This is a genomic window from Halomonas urumqiensis (genome assembly GCF_003028575.1).
Classification (GTDB): domain Bacteria; phylum Pseudomonadota; class Gammaproteobacteria; order Pseudomonadales; family Halomonadaceae; genus Halomonas; species Halomonas urumqiensis.
The window spans coordinates 24558-41034 of the sequence record NZ_PYUD01000007.1; the positions used below are offsets into that span (position 1 = coordinate 24558).

The window sequence follows — 16477 nt, forward strand, 5'->3', positions numbered from 1 at the left end:
GGCCGAAACGCCCAAGGCCGAAACGCCCAAGGCCGAAACGCCCAAGGCCGAAACGCCCAAGGCCGAAACGCCCAAGGCCGAAACGCCCAAGGCCGAAACGCCCAAGGCCGAAACGCCCAAGGCCGAAACGCCCAAGGCCGAAGCACCCAAGGCTGAGGCGTCTAAGGCCGACACGCCCAAGGCTGAGGCTCCGAAGGCCGAGGAGGAGAGCCCAGCCAGCCGTCGGCGGCGCCGTGCGCACAATGATCCACGCGAGATCCGCCGTCGGGAACTGGAAGCCAAGGCACAGGATGGCAAGCAGGGGTAACCTGATTGCCTGGTACCCAACGACACCGCCCGCAGCCATTGGCTGCGGGCGGTGTCGTTGTGGGCTGGCTGATGGCGCCAAGAGTTGGGCCGTTCAGGGATATCGCATGTCGCCACCTGCCAAGCGCGGTTCGCGCTCCAGCACGACTCCGAATCGCTCGAATACGGCGCCAGCGACTTGGCCTGCAAAGGCCAACAGCTCATCAGCGTTACCCCCGCCGTGATGGACCAGCACCAGCGCCTGACGGTCATGCACCCCGAAATGCCCGTCTCGCCAGCCTTTCAAGCCACAGCGCTCGATCAACCAGCCAGCCGCCAGCTTCACCGCGCCATCGGGTTGGGGAAAGTGGGGCATTCCTGGGTGATCGGCCAGCAGCTTTCGGGCGAGCGGACCCGGCACCAGCGGATTCTTGAAGAAGCTTCCGGCGTTGCCGATGCGCGCGGGGTCGGGGAGTTTCTCGCGGCGAATTGCACACACCGCGTCGGCCACCTCCAGGGCAGTGGGGTCGGCACCAAGTCGCGCCTGAAGATCGCCGTAACCCAGCCGCAGGGTGGGGTCGGCACTCAAGCGCAATACCAGGCGCGTGATCACCACGCGCCCCTCGAGCTCGCCCTTGAAGATACTGTCACGGTAGCCGAAGGCACACTGCTCAGGCGACAGCACCGCTTCGCGTCCATCGTCGAGATAGAGCACGTGCACGGCGTCCAGTACGTCACAGAGCTCGACCCCATAGGCGCCGATATTCTGGATGGGTGCCGCACCGCAGTGGCCGGGAATCAGCGCCAGATTCTCGACGCCCCACAGGCCACGCCGGGCCATGGCCATGACCAGTTCATGCCAGACCACAGCCGCTTCGGCATGAACCAGTATCGCGTCGCAGCGCTCCTCCACCCACCAGTTGGCCATGCTTGGCGTCAGCACAAGGCCACTGAGTTGCGGCGGCAGGATCAGGTTGCTACCGCCGCCAAGCAAGGTCAGCGGCCAACCTTGGGCGCGGGCCAATGCCACGGTATCCCTCAGCGCCTTGGGGTCAGCGGGTGCGGCGAAGCGCTCGGCAATGCAAGGCAATCCCAGGGTATTGGCACTGGAAAGATCGTAGTGCGAATGTATCGGCACACTCAACGGCTCGTCCCCAGGCGCGCCTGAATATCCACGAGCAACCCACGCGAAGCCGCCTCGATAAGATCGAAGACCTCGTCGAAGCCGTCCTCACCGCCGAAATAGGGGTCCGGTACCTCTCTATTCTGCTGGCCGGCGAATGCCAGGAAAAGTCCCACATGGGCCTGGCAGTCATGAGGGAGGCGTTCGCGTATCGTCGCAAGGTTGTCGTGATCCATGGCCAACACATAGTCGAAGACCACGAAATCCTCATCGGCAAGCTGTCGTGCGCGTAGCCCCGAGAGGTCCACCCCGCGACGCGCAGCGGCCTCGCACGCCCTGGGGTCGGGCGACTTGCCGACATGCCAGGGCCCAATCCCGCAGGAATCCACCGCCACCCGCGAAGCCAGGCCATGCTCGTCGAGCAGGCGACGGAACACGCCTTCGGCGGTAGGCGAACGGCAGATATTACCAAGGCAGACGAATAGCACACGCATCACTGGTCGGCCTCCCCCTCATCTTCCCCACCCGCGGTGAGAAGCGCCCGAACCCTGGCGAGATCCTCGGGGGTATCGACACCGGCCGGATGCGGCGCGAGCGACAACGCCACCTGAATGGCATGGCCATGATGCAGGGCACGCAATTGCTCGAGTTGCTCGAGTTGCTCGAGCGGCGAAGGTTCCCAGCCACAGTACTCGGCAAGGAATCCGGCACGGTAGGCATAGAGCCCGACATGTCGCAGCCAGGCATCGGTATCAAGCAACTCGGGACGCTTGGCGAAGGCCTCTCTATCCCAGGGAATGGGCGCCCGGGAAAAGTAGAGCGCCCGGCCGGAGAGCGCACGCACCACCTTGACCACATTGGGGTTGAACAGGGTCTGAACGTCGCTGATCGGCTCGGCAAGCGTGGCGATGGAAGCGTCGCGATCCTCGAAGAGTCGCGCCGCCACCTGGTCAATCAGCGCCGGGGGAATCAGCGGTTCATCCCCCTGCACGTTGACCAGTACCGCATCATCGGCCAGGGCCAGTTGCTCGGCCACTTCAGCAAGCCGGTCGGTACCTGATGGATGGGCTGGGCTGGTCATCACCACCTCGGCGCCATAGGGCGCCAGTGCCTCACGAATCCGCACATCGTCGCAGGCCACCACCACTCTGCTTGCGGCACTCTCGCGGGCGCGATGCCAGACATGCGCCACCATCGGCTCACCTGCTATCTCGGCGAGCGGCTTGCCAGGCAAGCGCGTGGACGCATGACGTGCAGGGATAACGGCGATGAAGGTCCGGTCCGTGTGTGTCATCAGCTGTCTCCCGAGCGCCCGGGTGAGTCATGCAGCTTCTCGTCGACCTCCAGGACACGCGCCTCCTCCGGCAGCATCACCGGAATGCCGTCGCGTACCGGATAGGCCAGGGCATCGAACAGGCAATGAAGCTCACCCGCCTCGCGGTGGTACTTGAGCTTGCCCTTACACAGCGGGCAGACCAGCATGGCCAAAAGCTCCTTGTCCATTTCATGTACCTCTTGATCGAGATTCGAAAGATGGTGATTCGAAAGATGGCGATCGGCAAGATGGTGAACCCCATGCCGCCACACGCTGTTCCAACCAGGCGACGAACGCGTCATCGGGCTCTGCGACCACGTCCAGTGCCCAGCTGTCGAATGGCGCCAACCCCCGGCACTTGACCGCATCCTTGGCGGTCATTACCAACGCATGGCCATCGCCGAAGGCGAGATCCTCGACACCAAAGTCGTGATGGTCGGCAAAGGCGTGCGGAATCGCCTCGATCCCGAGCCCGGCAAGGGTCGCAAAGAAGCGCGACGGATTGCCTATCCCCGCCACCGCATGCACCGGTGTCTGGAACGGCAACGGCGCCAGGGGCTCTCGCTCGCCCCCCAGGCGACGCCAGCCAGAGGGACTCAGGCGCATGCCATGCACACCCACCGGGGGCACAAACGCCGGCTCGCCGTTGACCAGCACCGCATCGACGCTGCGCAACCGCTCGAGGGGCTCGCGCAGCGGCCCGGCCGGCAGGCAGTGGCCATTACCGAAGCCGCGCTTGCCATCCACCACCACCAGTTCCAGATCGCGGGCCAGCGCCAGGTGCTGAAGCCCATCGTCACTTATCAGGATATCGCAACCGGCGTCCACAAGACGACGCGCGGCGCGCGACCGATCGGGGTCTACCATCACGGGCACGCCGGTCTGCTCGGCGAGCATGCGCGGTTCATCACCGCTCTCGCTGACAGGCGTTTCGGCCGTGACCCAAAGCGGATACGCGTGCCCCTTGGGCAGCTTGCCACCATAGCCCCGCGAGAGGATGCCCGGGTGCCACCCGCCAGCAGCAAGCCACTCGGCAAGCCAGGCCACCAGGGGTGACTTGCCGGTGCCGCCAAGGGTGATATTGCCGACCACGATCACCGGCACCGGGGCGCGCCACACGGGCTTGTCACCGCAAGCGTAGGCGTGGGCACGACGCGACATGCCACGCCGATATAGTGCTTCCAGCGGGCGCAGCCAGGCAAGGCGCGACGCCTCGCCATAGGCGGCCTCCTGCCAGTGCGTGCCGAGCCACGCGATCAGCCGTCCCGCCAAGGTCAGCGGGACTCCTGGAACTGTAGACGATGCAGTGCCGCGTAGGCACCGTCTCGCGCCAGCAGCTCAGCATGGCTGCCCTGCTCAATGATCTCGCCCTGCTCCATGACCAGGATGCGGTCCGCCCGTTCGATGGTCGAAAGCCGGTGGGCGATCACGAAGGTAGTACGCCCGCGGCACACCTCCTCCAGCGCCGCCTGGATATAACGCTCCGACTCACTGTCCAGCGCCGAGGTCGCCTCGTCGAGGATCAACAGCGGGGCATCCTTGAAGATCGCCCGGGCGATGGCCAGACGCTGACGCTGGCCCCCGGATAGCATTACACCGTTGTCCCCGACTACCGTGGCATAGCCGCCGGAGAGGCCCTCGATGAACTCATGCGCGTGGGCGGCTTGCGCCGCCGCTTCGATGGCCACGGGGTCGGCATCGGGAACGCCATAGGCGATGTTGTCGGCAATACTCGCATTGAACAGCGTGACCTGCTGGGAAACCAAGGCAATCTGGCGGCGCAAGGGCGCCAGGCGAAAGCTCTCGAGGGGCACGCCATCGATCGACAGGCGCCCGGACGTGGGGTGGTAGAAGCGCGGCAAGAGCCCCATCAGGGTGGTCTTGCCGCTACCCGAACGGCCGACAATGGCGACCATTTCTCCAGGCGCCACCTCAAGGTCGATACCCTTTAGCACCTCGGGTTGATCATCCCCATAGGCGAAGTGGACCCCCTCGAAGCGCACGCGACCCTCGAGTCGGCCGGGTTCATGGGTACCCTGGTCACGTTCGGCGGGCTCTTCAAGCAAGCCGAACAGCTCCGTGGCCGCGGCGATACCCTTCTGGATCTCGCTGTTGATATCGGTGAGCTGGCGCACAGGCTTGGCCATCAATGACGCAGCGGTAATGAACGCCACGAACTCGCCTGGCGTCATGTTGGCCATCAGCGCCGGCGACATCGCAAGCCACACCAGCAGCGCCAGCGACAGGGCCACCAGTAGTTGGATGACCGGCGTGCTGATCGCGCGGGTCAGCGCCTCCTTCATGCTCTGCTGGCGGTTGTAATCGCTTGCCCTGGCAAATCGATCCTTTTCGAAGGTCTCGGCGCCGTGGGTGCGCACCACGCGGTAGCCGGAAAGCGCCTCGGAGGCCACATGGGTGACATCGCCCATGGAGGCCTGGATGCGCGCAGAGATTCGCCGGAAGCGCTTGCTGGCGTAGCTGACGACGCCACCGATCAATGGCGTGACCACCAGGAACAGCAGCGTCAGCATCCAGTTGGTCCACAACAGGTAGCTGACAAGCCCAATCACGAATAACCCTTCGCGCAGCAGGATGGTGATGGCATTGGTGGCAGCGCCGGTGACCTGCTCAACATGGAAGGTGACCCGCGAGATCAAATGCCCGCTGGAATGGGCGTCGAAGAAACGCCCCGGCAAATGCAGCATGTGATCGAACACGTTGCAACGCAGCGTGTGGACCACGTTGCGCGCCACGTTACTCATGAAATAGGTGCCTAGAAAGGTGCCTAGCCCACGAATCGCGAACATGCCGACCACGAACAACGGCAGGAACAACCGAAAGGCCGCATCGGGGTCCTGAATGCCATCGATCAGTCGCTTCATCATTTCGGCGAGTGCGGTGCTCGATGCCGCGTAGAGGGCATAGCCAACCACTGCCAGCGCAAAGGAGCGCCAGTGCGGCTTGACGTAGCCAAGCAGTCGCCGGTAAAGCGTCCAGCCAGAGTATTGGGTTCCGTCGTAATTCACGGCGTCTCCGCTTGGGTCGATGTGGCCTGGGTCGATGCGGGCTGAGCGGTGGCGATACGCACCTGGCGGATGCCGAGCAGGCTTGCCTGGTCGAGGGCACGCACCACATCGGCGTGGCTGGCTCGACCATCTGCCTCGATCACCAGCCCCGCCTCGCGCGCCGCCTCGGCCTCGTTAGCCAGCGCCTCACCCAGCTCGGCGGCGCTGAGTTCGCGCCCCTGGAGCCGATATACCCCCTGTGCAGTCACCGCAAGCGTCACCGGAGAAACATCGGCGGCCACGCCGCTGGCACTTTCCGGCAAGGTGAGCTCGAGCGCCTGGCGCGTCTCGAAGGTGGTCGAAACCATGAAGAAGATCAGCAACAAGAACACCACGTCGATCAGCGGCGTCAGGTTCACTTCCACCGGGTCGCGGCGGGATCGCGGAAACCTCACGGCTGCTTGACCCTCGGCGCGATGCGGCCATCGGCCTCCAGACGCTCCGTATCACGCTCCTGCTGCTGAGTGCCGCTGCCGTGGCGCTCGGCCAGGGTCAGCTCACCAGGATAATGGGCCAGAAACTCGACCACCTGGCCCGCCTGCTCTTCCATTCGCACCGTGATGTCCTCGACCCGACGCTGGAAATAGCGGTGAAACATCAGCGCGGGAATGGCAATGGTGAGACCGGCCGCCGTCGTGACCAGGGCACGGGAGATACCGCCGGCAAGATCGGCGGTGCGACTGGCGCCGTCACCAGCGACGATCACCGAGAATACCTCGATCATGCCAACCACGGTGCCGAGCAGGCCGATCAATGGGGTGATCGCGGCAATCGTGCCCAGCGGGCTGAGAAAACGCTCCATGTCGTGAATCACCGCCGTGGCGGCTTCCTGAAGCCTGGCGCGAACCTGCTCATGGCCAAGACGCGCATTGCGCAGACCCGCCGCCAGCACCCCACCCAACGGCGAATGGCTTTCCAGCCAGTAGAGGTTGACCTGCCCGCGCGAGACCAGGGTACAGACTTCCTGTCCAAGCCCGAGCGGCGCAATCCGCCCGGCACGCAGTGTCCACAAGCGTTCGATAATGATCACCGTGGCCAGCAGCGAACTGCCCAGCAACGGCAGCATCAGCCAGCCCCCGGCGACCAGGGCATCCATCATGTTCATGCGTTCCCCTCGAGAATTCCCGGCGAGCAGGCCGTTCAGTGCCTCGATTCTAACGCAAGGCAGTCGCTACCGACACCGCCGCGCCGCCAGGGTAATGGACGCTGGGTGTGCAGATGAGGCGCATTGGCGTTGCCGAACCAGAACGTCACCGCACCATCCAGGGCGGTGTTCCATTGGCAGCTGCCAGTGCGCCGAAATCGCCTCACGACCTCATCGGCGGGATGGCCAAAGGGATTGCCGCGTCCAGCGCTGTAAATCACCTGGCGCGGTGCCAGCAGACTGACCAGATGTGGGCCTGAACTGGTCGAGCTACCGTGATGGCCAGCCACCAGCAGCGTCACTGGGGCAGTCGCCTCGAGCAACAAACTCCGCTCCACCTCGCGACCCACATCACCGGTAATCAACACACGCTGTGTGCCGGCGGTGACTTCCAGCACGCAGGATCGGTCGTTGCTGGAAAAGCGCGACGTGTCCGCCGGCGGCCAGAGGACTCGAAACGCCACCTGATCGCGATGCCAGACTTGCCCGGACTGACAGGTCGCTGCCTCGACCCCAATCCTCTCATCGCTTGGCGCCAGGAACCGCCCTACGTGATGATGCTCGATAAGGCTTGCGACTCCGCCTGCATGGTCAAGATCGGCATGACTGACAATCACTTCGTCGAAGTGCTGTCCCGGTGGCCACAACGTCTGCAGTGGCGTGAAACCGGAACCGAAACGTGGGCCGGTATCGAACAGCAGCCGGTAGCTGGCGGTACGCAGCTCCACGAGCTGCCCTTGCCCGACGTCATGGATACGCACCCGCAACTCGCCGGGAAGCATGCCTGGCGCGGCGTGTACCAGCGGGACCAGCAGCACGACCAACGTGCCTGCTCCACGCAGCACGGTCGCCAGGCCCGGCAACGCCCAGAGCATGGCTAACGCCCCCAGCGCCAGCGCCAGGGGGGTCACCTGCTCGGCCTCGGGCAGCCACAATGGCAGCCAGGCCACCGCGAGCTCCAGCAGCGCGATCAGCATGTCCACCAACTGACCAAACAGCCACCAGCAGAGGCTGGACAGCCAAGGCAAGGGTGCCAGCAGCCAGCCAAGCAACCCCAGGGGCACCAGCAAACTACTGACCAACGGCACGGCTACCAGGTTGACCAAGGGCGCGGCAGGTGCCAGCCGCGCGAAGAACATGAGCACGGCGGCGGCCATCAACGGCGCCAGCAACAGCTGAGTACGCAGCAGCGCCCAGCACCAGCCATGTACTCCGGCAGGACGGCTTCGCCCTTGCCAGATCAGGATCAGCAACGCCACCGCTGTAAAGGAAAGCCACAACCCAGGCTGCCAGGCACTACGTGGGTCGGCCACGATCACCAGCGCCAACGCCAGCCACCAGCCCTGCCAGGGCCCTGGGGCGTGTCGCCCGCTGGCCACCCACAGTCCCACCAACGTCATCAGCATGGCGCGCAGGGCGGGAGGCTCAAGCCCCGCAAGCGTGGCGTACCCTACCGTAGCCGCGCCCGCCAGCCACCACGGCCACACCGCCAGACGCCAGGCGCCCGGGGTCAGCACTCTCGCCATACCGCGTCCCGCAAGCAGGCTGAAGCCGGCCACCAACCCGACATGCAACCCGGAGATCACCATCAAATGCGTGGTGCCGCTGGCATTGAGAAGATCCCAATCCTGCCTTTCGAGACGCTCGCTGGCCCCAAGCGTCAGCGCGGCCAACCAGCGTGCCTGATGCGGCTCGAGCGCCTGGCGGTCGAGATGCGCAAGCGCCAGACGATGCAGGGAAACATTCGCGACAGCGAGCTTTCGCGCGGGTGGTTCACTGCGCACATACCCCGTCGCATCAATGCCCTCTCGCCATAGCCAGGCACGGTAGTCGAAGGTATGGGGGTTGGCGAACCCGGCAGGAGGCCGCAGCCGTACAGTGAAGGACCAACGCTCACCCGCAAGGATCGGCGGGGCGTCTCGCATGCTGATTCGCACCCGGCGCAGCTGATCACAGGACAGCCGACCTTCAAAGAGTGGCGCACAGTGGTCAACGGCGACATTCAAGCGAGCCAACGATGCCTCCTGGGAGACATCCAGTACCCGGCCCTCGATAGCCAAATCCTCACCGGCAAGGCCCGCCGGCAACTCGGCCCCCCTGGCCAGCAGCAGGCTCACGGCAACAGCGAGCATCACCGCAAGCGCCGGCCACCCGCGCGGATGACGCACCGCCAGCAACAACCCCACCATTACCGCGACTTCCAGCACCCCGGAAGATGCCACGGCCCCCAGCGCCACACCGCAAAGCGCGGCAAGTGCCAGAGGAATGGACATTCCCTTCGGCATTCCTTTGCTCCACAAGGCCCGCCACGCCTCACCCGGAATCACACCCTGATGTCTGGCGATGTCACCTCGTCCACAGGGTGCCACTCATCGAAATGGCGATTTCGTGGAGCGGGCAGCATGGCAAGAATGATCCCATGCATGGATAATAGCTCGCATCACGCAGCCGCGAGCCAACCGTCATGCCGCGCCGTTTTCTAAAGCGCTACATGCCCCATCCAGATACGCTCAGGCGGCAGCGTTCATTGCGCTTCATGGGCCACCTGATCGCCAATCCATCGCTGTGGGTATTGACCAGAAGGAGCGTCGCCAACGCCTTTTCGGTGGGGCTGTTCAGCGCCATGCTGCCGATCCCGTTCCAGATGGCGGTGGCCGCCTTCGGCGCCTGGTTGTGCCGGTGCAACCTCCCCTTGTCGGTTGGGCTTGTATGGATCACCAATCCCTTGACCATGCCGCTGATCTTCTATGGCAACTACCGAATCGGTAGTTGGTTGATGCACACCACCCCTCGTGAAGCACCGAGCCGGCTCTCGACCCGCTGGATTGCCGAGCAGATGGTCGACATCATGCCAGCACTGGTGGTGGGATCCATTGTCAGCGCCGTCGTGCTCGCGATTCTTGGCAACCTTGTCATACGCTTGCTGTGGCGCTGGCAAGTCTCACGTAGCTGGCGGCAACGTCGCTGGCGCCGTAGACGCAAATCCGGTTGAGCCCCCCACACACCACCGGCGCCTGAAAGGCGCCGGTGGTGTGTGGTCAGAACATGCGCATCGGTCAACACTACTGGCCCGTCAACCGCCCCTCATCGAGCTTGAGCACGCGATCTTGATGAGCGGCCAGCGCTGTGTCATGCGTCACCACCACGAAGGCACAGGCGGCATTGCGTGCCAGATCATCCATCAGCGCCAGGATGCTGGCGGCGGTGTGCTGATCGAGATTACCGGTCGGCTCGTCCATCAGCACCAGGCTCGGGTCGGTGACCAGTGCCCGCGCGATCGCCACACGCTGCCGTTCGCCACCGGACAGCTCACCCGGCTTGTGCTCGGCACGCGCCGCCATTCCCACCTTGTCGAGAAGCGCCATGGCACGTTGCTCGGCATCTTTCTTGCGCAACCCTCGCACGATCAGCGGCAGTGCGGCATTCTCCACCGCGGTGAATTCCGCCAGCAGATGGTGGAACTGGTAAACGAAGCCGATGTGCCGATTGCGAAAATGCCCCAGGGCGGCATTGCCAAGATTGGCCAGCGACTCTCCGGCAATTCGCACCTCGCCCCGACTGGGCTGGTCGAGCCCACCGAGCAGATTGAGTAGCGTGGTTTTCCCGGAGCCGGAGCTGCCGACGATGGCGACTCGCTCACCGGCATTCACCGACAGCGCCAATCCGTCGAGTACGGTGAGATCCTGAGGGCCCTCGCGGTAAACCCGGGTCAGGTCATGACAGGCCAGCATCGGCTGCCCTTGCTCGGTGGTCATCGGCGAACTCTCCTGGTTGGCCATGTGGGTGATCGGCTCACTCATAGCGCAGCACTTCGGCAGGTTGCACCTTGGCGGCCCGCCAGGCGGGATACAACGTGGACAAGAACGTCAGTCCAAGGGCCGCGATGACGATGTCGCGCACATCGATCCAGCTCAACCGCGACGGCAAGTTGCTGATGAAGTAGACCCCGGCATCGAGGAACTGGATGCCGAAGACCGACTCCACCCAACCGATCAGATCGGAAATGGTCAGTGCCAGCAGTACGCCAAGCCCAACCCCGACGAGGATACCGATCACTCCGATGGCCAGCCCCTGAACGATGAAGATGCCCATGATGGAACCTGGCGTGGCGCCGATGGTTCGCAGGATGGCGATATCGGCGTGCTTGTCGGTGACCACCATCACCAGGGTCGAGACGATGTTGAAGGCCGCCACGGCGATGATCACCGTCAGCAGCAGGGAAATCATGCGCTTCTCCATCTGGATCGCCTGAAACAGGTTGCCGTGGGAGAAGGTCCAGTCGGTGCCTCGGTAGCCAGCCCCCAGCTCATTGACGATGGCACGGGTCTCGCTGCTGGCGATAAACAGGTCATCGAGTTCGAGACGCAGGCCGCCTACAGCATCACCCAGGCGTGCCAGGGTCTGCATATCCTCGAGGTTGGCATAGGCAAGCCCGGCATCGAGGTCGGCGCCAACGCTGAAGATGCCGCTGACCGTGAAACGCTTGAGTCGCGGGAACACGCCCGCCGGGGTGATCGAGGCTTCCGGCACCAGCAGCGTGACCCGGTCTCCCACCCCGACGCCAAGCCGCCGCGCCAGGATCGACCCCAGCACGATGTTCCACTCGCCGGGCTCGAGGTCGGAGAGGCTGCCCTGCTGCATGTGGTCGCCGATGATCGACACGCGATTCTCCCATTCGGGATGAATGCCATTGACGATGGCGCCCTCGTTGTTGCCACCCACCGAAAACATCCCCTGCTGTTCCACGTAGGGGGCGGCACCGATCACCCGCTCGCGTTGCTGCAGTTGCTCGGCAAGCTGCTCCCATTCGACCATGCCGGTACGTGACTCGATCTTGGCGTGCGGCACCATGCCGAGGATGCGGGTGCGCAACTCGTGGTCGAACCCATTCATCACCGAAAGCACGAGGATCAGCACGGCAACGCCGAGCATCAACCCCAGCATCGAGGTCAGGGAAATGAAGGAAATGAAGTGGTTGCGGCGCTTGGCGCGCACATAGCGCAACCCGATCAGGAAAGGAAGACGGTCGAGCATGTTGGCGTTCCTTGTCAGCGGGCGCCCATGGTAAGGCTTTTTTCGTGGCGCTGCATTGCCTGGCCCGCGGATGAGAGCCGAGAAGCGCCTGTGACGCTTGCATCCCGCCGGCACTCGCCCTACATTCGCGGCCACATGAACTCCACCACGAGGGCACGGCAGATGGCCAATCGCCTGCTACCCGAATGGCACCCACAGGATGCCATACAGCTCACCTGGCCCGGCCCCGACAGTGACTGGGCAGCGATGCTGGAACGTATCGAGGCGACGCTCGACGCCATGGTAGTGGCGATAGGCCGCTATCAGGATGTGGTGATCAGCGTGCCCGATGCCGCGACCCACGCCCGCCTGTCCACACGCTTCGCCAACCTTGGCGTAGCGCCTGAACGTCTGCATCTGATCGTTGCCGCAGCCGACGATACCTGGGCCCGGGACCATGGTCCCATTGGCGTCGAACGTGATGGCGTGCTCGCCCTCCACGATTACACGTTTACCGGCTGGGGGGGCAAGTTCCAGGCCGAGCTCGACGACAGCCTGACTTCCAGACTGCACGATATGGGCGTGTTCGCCTGCCCACGAATCAACCACGAGCTGGTGCTGGAAGGAGGCGCCATCGAGACCGACGGCGAAGGCACGCTGCTGACCACCGAGGCGTGTCTGCTCAACCCCAATCGCAACCCGCAGCTTGACCGAGCGGCCATGGAGGCTCGACTGCGAGAGGATTTCGGTATCACCCGGGTGCTGTGGCTCACCAACGGGCATCTCGAGGGCGATGACACCGACAGCCATATCGACACCCTGGCGCGCTTCTGCGACCCGGCTACCATCGCCTTTGTGGCGTGTGACGACCGCGATGACCCGCACTTCCCGGCACTGGCCGCCATGCGAGAAGAACTTGAGGCCATGCGCCGTGCCGATGGCGCCCCCTACCGATTGATCGCCCTGCCCTGGCCGCGCGCCTGCTTCGATCCAGTCGACGGTCATCGATTACCGGCCACCTATGCCAACTTCCTGATCATCAATGCTGCCGTTCTGGTACCGACCTACGGCGATGCCGCCGATAGCCGGGCGCTGGCGGCTCTCGGCGAGGCTTTCCCGGGCCGTGACATCATACCCATCGATTGCACCAGCGTGATCCGCCAGCACGGCAGCCTGCACTGCCTGACCATGCAGCTACCCGCGGGAAGCCTGGCCGCCGCATATACTAGCAACACCTGACACCAGCATCCGTAGCGAGAGACCCCGTCGTTGGGTCAGTCGTGAGCAATGACAATCGAGGAGAGCCCCATGACCCGACACCTCAAGGTCGGCCTGGTACAGCAACCGGCCTGGCCCGACAAGCAGCGCAGCCTCACGGAGAGCGAGGCGGGTATTCGCGAGCTGGCAAGCGCTGGCGCCGAACTGGTGATGCTCCAGGAATTGCACGCCACCCATTACTTCTGCCAGTTCGAGGATACCCAACTGTTCGACCTGGCCGAGCCGCTCGATGGTCCCACCGGCACGCGACTGGCGGCGCTTGCCGCGGAGCTCGACATCGTGTTGGTGGGATCGTTGTTCGAGCGCCGCGCGCCTGGGCTCTACCACAATACCGCCGTGGTCTATGACAAGGCACAAGGCGCGGTGGGCCACTACCGCAAGATGCACATCCCCGACGATCCCGGCTTCTACGAGAAGTTCTACTTCACGCCGGGTGACGTGGATGATCAGCGACGCCAGGGATTTCAGCCCATCGACACCTCGGTGGGTCGGCTCGGGGTGCTGGTGTGCTGGGATCAGTGGTACCCGGAAGGCGCACGACTGATGGCACTGGCCGGTGCGGAGCTACTGCTCTACCCCACGGCGATCGGCTGGTCACTTACCGATGACGACGCCGAAAAAGCCCGCCAGAAGGATGCCTGGACACTGATTCAGCGTAGCCATGGGGTGGCCAACGGCCTGCCGGTGATCGTCGCCAACCGGGTCGGTCACGAACCGGACCATAGCGGTTTGAGCGAAGGCATCGACTTCTGGGGCGGCAGCTTCATCTGCGGTCCCCAGGGAGAGCTGCTAGCGCATGCCGGTGTGCAGGCCGAACGGCTGCTGGTGACCCTGGACATGCAACGCTGCGAGGAAGTCCGGCGTATCTGGCCCTACCTGCGCGACCGCCGCATCGACGCCTACGGCGATCTGACGCGGCGCTATCGGGACTAGGGGCGCTTCCCGCTTATGGCGTCATTATCTATTTCCAGAAATCGCGAATCGAGGCGATACCCTGGGCGCCGACCGCACGGGCGTGATTGGCGTCATGGCGGGTCATGCCACCCAGGGCAAACACCGGCATCGCGGCGCGCTCCACCAGTTGCTGGAAGTCATGCCAACCCATCGGGAACACTTCCGGATGCGACGGCGTGGTACGCAGCGGTGAAAGCGAAACGAAGTCGCAGCCGAGCCTGCCAGCCTGCTTGAGCTGGCGATCATCATGGGTCGAGGCGGAAAGCCACTTGCCCTCGGCGATCGGTCGACGCTCGAGCGACATCAAGCGGTCACTGGTCAAGTGCACTCCGTCGGCATTCACATGCTTGAGCAACTCAGGCTCACCATTGAGCAGCAGGCGTGCGGAGTAGCGACGACACAGCGCCAGCGCCTGTTCGGCCCGGGCCAGATAGGATGGCTCGTCGAGGGTCTTGGCGCGCAACTGCACCAGACGAATGCCATCCTCCACCATCGCTCGCTCGAGGCGCTGCAGGAACAGCGCATCATCCGACTCCTCGGCGGTGATCAGGTACTCGGTGGGCAACATCACCGCACGCAGGATCGGCAGGTTGGCGGCCGGGAACGGGTACTTGAAGAGCTCCCCCATCGGTACCCAGCGTACCGCCTGGCCCTCTCTTCCAAAGGGCTCGCCTGCGAACTCATGCACCTGCCAGACATCCAGCAGAATATGCTTGTCGGGGTACTCGTGATGAATGCGAATCAGCGGTTGGGCGCGCCGAATCTCGACACCCAACTCCTCATGCAATTCACGCTTCAGCCCGCCCAAGCCCGTTTCATAGGGCGCCAGCTTGCCACCAGGAAATTCCCAGAGACCGCCGTGATCGACATTGGAGGGTCGGCGTGCAATCAGCACGTCCTTCCCGGTGGCGCTGATGATGGCGGCAGCCGCCACGTGCACCCTTCTTTTCACCATTGCGTTCATTCACCTTTCCCACTTTTTCACGCCTGCCAGGGCGCGGCGTCTGTGTCTGGTGGTTGGCCGCTACCGCCGCCCTTCAACTGCGGTAGTCGGCATTGATGCTCACGTAGTCATGGGACAGGTCGGAGGTCCATACCGTGGCGCCCTCGTCACCCCGTCCGAGGTCGATGCGAATGGTGATCTCCTCACGGGCCATAACGGCGCTACCCGCCTGCTCCGTGTACGCCTGGGCACGCCCGCCCGCCTCGACCAGGCGAACCTCGCCGAGGTCGATGGTCACCTTCTCGACATCGAAATCGTTGACCGGTGCACGCCCCACTGCGGCGAGTATCCTGCCCCAGTTCGCATCGGAGGCATACAGGGCGGTCTTGACCAATGGCGAATGGGCCACGGTAAACGCCACATCCAGCGCCTCGCGACGCCGGGTGGCACCGGTGACCTGGAGGGTGACGAACTTCGTCGCTCCCTCTGCATCGCGGATGATGGCCTGGGCAAGCTCGGTCATGACCCGCTGCAGGCCGTTACGAAATACCGCCAGGTGCTCTTCGGTTGTCACCGCTGCACCGCGTCCGGTGGCAATCAGCATGCAGGCGTCATTGGTCGACGTATCACCATCCACCGTGATGCAGTTGAAGGAGCGATCCACCGTCTCACGCAGCAGCGTCTCGAGCAGGGATTGCTCGATGGCCGCATCGGTGGCAACGAAACCCAGCATGGTGGCCATGTTGGGCTGTATCATCCCCGACCCCTTGCTGATGCCGTTGATGGTCACCGTCTGATCACCCAGCGACAGGGCTACGCTGGCACCCTTGGCACGAGTGTCGGTGGTCAGGATGCCCTCACCGGCCGACTGCCAAGCTTCGGCGCCCTCGCCTAGCGCTTCCAGCGCCGCCGGCAACCCGGCCAGCAGCCGATCCATGGGCAGTGGCTCACCGATCACCCCGGTGGAAAACGGCAACACGCCATTGGCCGCCACACCGCTCAATTGGGCGAGCCGTTCACAGGTGGCACGGGCATCTTGAAGGCCTGTCTCACCAGTACCGGCATTGGCGTTGCCGGTATTGATCACCAGGTAACGAGGTGCCTGTCCCGCCTCGGCGCAAGCCGCCAGATGCTCACGAGCCACCACGACCGGTGCTGCACAAAATGCGTTGCGGGTGAAGGTACCCGCAACACTCGCACCTTCGGGTATCTCGATCACCACCAGATCACGGCGATCGGGCTTCTTGATACCGGCCATCGCCGTACCCAGCCTCACCCCCGCGACCTCCGGCATCACCGGAAAGCTCGCCTTACCCACTGCCATTGCCTTGCCTCCTGTCTGGAATCAGCATCGAGC

16 protein-coding genes and 1 pseudogene are annotated in these 16477 nt (G+C 64.1%); 4 read left to right on the forward strand and 13 right to left on the reverse strand.

The features are described 5' to 3' along the window. Positions 1 to 307: pseudogene (locus tag C6V82_RS18305) on the forward strand (hypothetical protein); the annotation flags it as partial. 93 nt (positions 308 to 400) lie between these two features. Here the strand turns inward: C6V82_RS18305 and murB are convergent. From murB to C6V82_RS15060, 9 genes are read right to left on the reverse strand one after another with little or no spacing between them, the layout of a single operon-like run. Continuing rightward, positions 401 to 1429 carry a UDP-N-acetylmuramate dehydrogenase gene (gene murB, locus C6V82_RS15020; protein WP_102588608.1) on the reverse strand — a complete coding sequence of 343 codons (1029 nt, stop codon included), beginning with the start codon at positions 1427 to 1429 and terminating at the stop codon, positions 401 to 403. Continuing rightward, complete coding sequence (locus tag C6V82_RS15025; RefSeq protein WP_102588607.1) at positions 1426 to 1902, reverse strand: low molecular weight protein-tyrosine-phosphatase; 477 nt, start codon at positions 1900 to 1902, stop codon at positions 1426 to 1428. Before C6V82_RS15025 ends, murB begins: the two co-directional genes overlap by 4 nt. Further along, positions 1902 to 2702, reverse strand: coding sequence for a 3-deoxy-manno-octulosonate cytidylyltransferase (gene kdsB / locus C6V82_RS15030; protein ID WP_102588606.1), 801 nt, complete (start codon positions 2700 to 2702; stop codon positions 1902 to 1904). The genes C6V82_RS15025 and kdsB overlap by 1 nt, the downstream gene beginning before the upstream one ends. Next, complete coding sequence (locus C6V82_RS15035) at positions 2702 to 2911, reverse strand: Trm112 family protein (protein WP_102588605.1); 210 nt, start codon at positions 2909 to 2911, stop codon at positions 2702 to 2704. Before C6V82_RS15035 ends, kdsB begins: the two co-directional genes overlap by 1 nt. Before the next feature lies 1 nt (position 2912). After that, on the reverse strand, positions 2913 to 4001 hold the full coding sequence (lpxK, locus tag C6V82_RS15040; RefSeq protein WP_373297647.1) for a tetraacyldisaccharide 4'-kinase: 1089 nt from the start codon (positions 3999 to 4001) through the stop codon (positions 2913 to 2915). Continuing rightward, positions 3998 to 5749 (reverse strand): lipid A export permease/ATP-binding protein MsbA, encoded by a 1752-nt coding sequence (gene msbA / locus C6V82_RS15045; RefSeq protein ID WP_102588604.1) that lies wholly within the window; start codon positions 5747 to 5749, stop codon positions 3998 to 4000. Before msbA ends, lpxK begins: the two co-directional genes overlap by 4 nt. Then, a complete protein-coding gene (locus tag C6V82_RS15050) occupies positions 5746 to 6183 on the reverse strand; it encodes an ExbD/TolR family protein (protein ID WP_102588603.1) in 438 nt (145 codons plus the stop codon). Before C6V82_RS15050 ends, msbA begins: the two co-directional genes overlap by 4 nt. Continuing rightward, positions 6180 to 6893 (reverse strand): MotA/TolQ/ExbB proton channel family protein, encoded by a 714-nt coding sequence (locus C6V82_RS15055; RefSeq protein ID WP_180978302.1) that lies wholly within the window; start codon positions 6891 to 6893, stop codon positions 6180 to 6182. Before C6V82_RS15055 ends, C6V82_RS15050 begins: the two co-directional genes overlap by 4 nt. A gap of 35 nt (positions 6894 to 6928) precedes the next feature. After that, positions 6929 to 9205, reverse strand: coding sequence for a DNA internalization-related competence protein ComEC/Rec2 (locus C6V82_RS15060; protein ID WP_102588602.1), 2277 nt, complete (start codon positions 9203 to 9205; stop codon positions 6929 to 6931). A 191-nt stretch (positions 9206 to 9396) separates the two neighbouring features. On the opposite strand from C6V82_RS15060, the gene C6V82_RS15065 reads away from it, so the two are divergent. Then, the gene (locus C6V82_RS15065; protein WP_102588601.1) at positions 9397 to 9924 is read left to right on the forward strand and encodes a DUF2062 domain-containing protein; all 528 of its coding nucleotides are present in this window, start codon (positions 9397 to 9399) and stop codon (positions 9922 to 9924) included. Between the two features lie 70 nt (positions 9925 to 9994). Here C6V82_RS15065 and C6V82_RS15070 read toward each other — a convergent pair whose 3' ends face one another. Both C6V82_RS15070 and C6V82_RS15075 read right to left on the reverse strand, forming a co-directional pair. After that, positions 9995 to 10687 carry an ABC transporter ATP-binding protein gene (locus C6V82_RS15070; RefSeq protein ID WP_102588637.1) on the reverse strand — a complete coding sequence of 231 codons (693 nt, stop codon included), beginning with the start codon at positions 10685 to 10687 and terminating at the stop codon, positions 9995 to 9997. A gap of 37 nt (positions 10688 to 10724) precedes the next feature. Continuing rightward, entirely contained in the window at positions 10725 to 11966 is a 1242-nt protein-coding gene (locus C6V82_RS15075) for a lipoprotein-releasing ABC transporter permease subunit (RefSeq protein WP_102588600.1), read from the reverse strand. A gap of 162 nt (positions 11967 to 12128) precedes the next feature. Between C6V82_RS15075 and C6V82_RS15080 the strand changes: the two genes are divergently transcribed. Continuing rightward, a complete protein-coding gene (locus C6V82_RS15080; protein ID WP_102588599.1) occupies positions 12129 to 13184 on the forward strand; it encodes an agmatine deiminase family protein in 1056 nt (351 codons plus the stop codon). A 69-nt stretch (positions 13185 to 13253) separates the two neighbouring features. Beyond that, positions 13254 to 14156, forward strand: coding sequence for a carbon-nitrogen hydrolase (locus tag C6V82_RS15085; RefSeq protein WP_102588598.1), 903 nt, complete (start codon positions 13254 to 13256; stop codon positions 14154 to 14156). 28 nt (positions 14157 to 14184) lie between these two features. Here C6V82_RS15085 and C6V82_RS15090 read toward each other — a convergent pair whose 3' ends face one another. After that, on the reverse strand, positions 14185 to 15141 hold the full coding sequence (locus C6V82_RS15090) for a Nudix family hydrolase (RefSeq protein ID WP_229843226.1): 957 nt from the start codon (positions 15139 to 15141) through the stop codon (positions 14185 to 14187). Positions 15142 to 15214: 73 nt separating this feature from the next. Continuing rightward, positions 15215 to 16444 carry a bifunctional glutamate N-acetyltransferase/amino-acid acetyltransferase ArgJ gene (argJ, locus tag C6V82_RS15095; protein ID WP_102588597.1) on the reverse strand — a complete coding sequence of 410 codons (1230 nt, stop codon included), beginning with the start codon at positions 16442 to 16444 and terminating at the stop codon, positions 15215 to 15217. Positions 16445 to 16477 lie beyond the last annotated feature (33 nt).

Excerpts from the sequence above, each read along its gene's own strand:
- C6V82_RS15025 (WP_102588607.1), bottom strand. The coding sequence starts at position 1,902 with ATGCGTGTGCTATTCGTCTGCCTTGGTAATATCTGCCGTTCGCCTACC.
- kdsB (WP_102588606.1), bottom strand. The coding sequence starts at position 2,702 with ATGACACACACGGACCGGACCTTCATCGCCGTTATCCCTGCACGTCAT.
- C6V82_RS15085 (WP_102588598.1), top strand. The coding sequence starts at position 13,254 with ATGACCCGACACCTCAAGGTCGGCCTGGTACAGCAACCGGCCTGGCCC.
- C6V82_RS15080 (WP_102588599.1), top strand. The coding sequence starts at position 12,129 with ATGGCCAATCGCCTGCTACCCGAATGGCACCCACAGGATGCCATACAG.
- C6V82_RS15055 (WP_180978302.1), bottom strand. The coding sequence starts at position 6,893 with ATGAACATGATGGATGCCCTGGTCGCCGGGGGCTGGCTGATGCTGCCG.
- C6V82_RS15060 (WP_102588602.1), bottom strand. The coding sequence starts at position 9,205 with ATGTCCATTCCTCTGGCACTTGCCGCGCTTTGCGGTGTGGCGCTGGGG.
- C6V82_RS15075 (WP_102588600.1), bottom strand. The coding sequence starts at position 11,966 with ATGCTCGACCGTCTTCCTTTCCTGATCGGGTTGCGCTATGTGCGCGCC.
- C6V82_RS15090 (WP_229843226.1), bottom strand. The coding sequence starts at position 15,141 with ATGAACGCAATGGTGAAAAGAAGGGTGCACGTGGCGGCTGCCGCCATC.
- C6V82_RS15035 (WP_102588605.1), bottom strand. The coding sequence starts at position 2,911 with ATGGACAAGGAGCTTTTGGCCATGCTGGTCTGCCCGCTGTGTAAGGGC.
- argJ (WP_102588597.1), bottom strand. The coding sequence starts at position 16,444 with ATGGCAGTGGGTAAGGCGAGCTTTCCGGTGATGCCGGAGGTCGCGGGG.
- C6V82_RS15065 (WP_102588601.1), top strand. The coding sequence starts at position 9,397 with ATGCCGCGCCGTTTTCTAAAGCGCTACATGCCCCATCCAGATACGCTC.
- C6V82_RS15070 (WP_102588637.1), bottom strand. The coding sequence starts at position 10,687 with ATGACCACCGAGCAAGGGCAGCCGATGCTGGCCTGTCATGACCTGACC.